Raw genomic sequence first — 1,782 nt, 5'->3', positions numbered from 1 at the left:
CACATAACGAGCCCGAGTCTCCTCAACGACCTCAGCCGGAATCTCCGGGCCTGGAGGAGTCTTGTCCCAGGTACCCAGATCCCGAGCCCAGTCCCGCACGAACTGCTTGTCGTATGAGACCTGCCGCTGTCCCGGCTTCCAGTCCTCATCGCGCCAGTAGCGCGAGGAGTCTGAGGTCAGCACCTCATCCGCCAGGACCAGCGTCCCGTCCTTCGCCAGGCCAAACTCAAACTTCGTATCAGCAAGGTGCACGCCGCGCCCCTCAGTGATCTCCGTGGCCCTCGTGAAGAGCTCCAGAGTCTTGGCCTCAAGCGTCCTGGCCAATTCTGGGCCAACAGCCTCTGAGACCTCATCAAAGGTCATCGGCTCGTCATGGCCATCCTCAGGCGCAGTCTTCGTAGTCGGCGTGAACACCGGCTGCGGAAGCTTGTCGCCCTCCCTCAGCCCGGGGGGAATAGCTACCCCGGAGATCTTCCCGGTCTCCTGGTAGGCCTCCCAGCCAAGCCCAGCGAGGTAGCCGCGGGCGATGCACTCAACCTGGACAATGTCCACCTGCTGACACCGAACCGCACGACCCGCGAACTCGGCCGGCACATCGGTAGCCGAGATCACATGGTTCGGCATCACGTCTGCGAGCTGCTCGAACCACCACAACGACAGACTCGTCAGCAACTTGCCCTTGTCAGGGATCGGCGTAGGCAACACCACGTCATAGACCGACACACGATCAGTCGCAACGAGGATCACCTCCCCAGACCGATCGCTGTACACATCGCGAACCTTGCCCTGATGAAGAAGCTCCACGCCACTGTTCTAGCACACCATCCTCAGGGCAGCCGATGGAGGATGGCAGGCGGTTTGGAGTGCATGCTGGGCTCTCCGGTCAGTGTTCGCCCCTATGGATCGGAAGTTGGCGGTAATCAAAGAGCTGTGCTGTGAAGTCATAGGACATATCGGCGTCTTCCATCTTGACACCGTGAGAGAGGTCCATAATTGCAACGCCGTTCGCCGCCGTCGTAAAAACACGCTGTCCACCGAAGTACTGGGTCCCCAGGTCGTGAACTCGTTGGTGAGTAAGGGTGTTGTCGGCCGACATTGCAGCCTGGAACTTCGAAGGTATGTAGACCATCGTCTCGCCAATGAAACCAAGAGCCGAATCAATCCCCGCATCGCCTAATACGCGCGCAATACGTGGGGTGATCCCGGGCGTAGCTGAGATCATTACTATTGGACCTGCATGGAGCACACTGACCCAGTTTACTTCCTCACCGCCAGGCCTAACTGCCACCCCGCGATAAAGGTCCATCTGGAGCCCGGTAAGGGACTCGCCGAGCCAAACGAAGAAGGTCGAGAACTCGCTCGGTAACTGACCAGCTTTTCGGATCAGATCGCGCTGATCTGGAGGAATTACTAACTTTGGATATAGCTCGCTCGACAATGCTCCAAGCACAACTGCCCAATGAGCCAATTTCAGAAGATCGTCCGGCGGGAGAATCCTCTCGCCTTTTACCAACTCTCGAAAGACTGGAGCCGCGGCGATTTCGATGCTTTGCATCCAATTGGAGTTGCAGTCAGAGCATAGAGACGTGACGTGCGCCTCTCGCATGTCGCCGTTATAAGAGATCGCACGGTCAACTCCTTTGTGGGCCGCACTAGAGGACGTTAAGTTAACTCCCTTCTCTGAAATGGCGATCGCTTCACGAAAATGCCTTTGGAACAGATGTGCTCGCGTTAAAGGACGGTCTTGGAAACAGAAGAAGCATTTCGCCATCGGGTCCCCCT

Annotated in this window: 2 protein-coding genes; both read right to left on the bottom strand. The window is 57.6% G+C overall.

Features of this window, described 5'->3' with window-relative positions; translation table 11 throughout:
* On the bottom strand, positions 1 to 804 hold an 804-nt coding region (locus DIZ26_RS34590; RefSeq protein ID WP_112248791.1), incomplete at its 3' end, for a phosphoribosylaminoimidazolesuccinocarboxamide synthase.
* Between the two features lie 79 nt (positions 805 to 883).
* The coding region (locus DIZ26_RS37685; RefSeq protein ID WP_232828852.1) for a hypothetical protein at positions 884 to 1,782 on the bottom strand (899 nt) is incomplete at its 5' end.

This window comes from Kribbella monticola, from assembly GCF_003261635.1.
Lineage (GTDB): Bacteria > Actinomycetota > Actinomycetes > Propionibacteriales > Kribbellaceae > Kribbella > Kribbella monticola.
The sequence above is the reverse complement of the archived record's forward strand: the minus strand, read 5'-3'. Positions and strand labels throughout refer to the sequence as shown.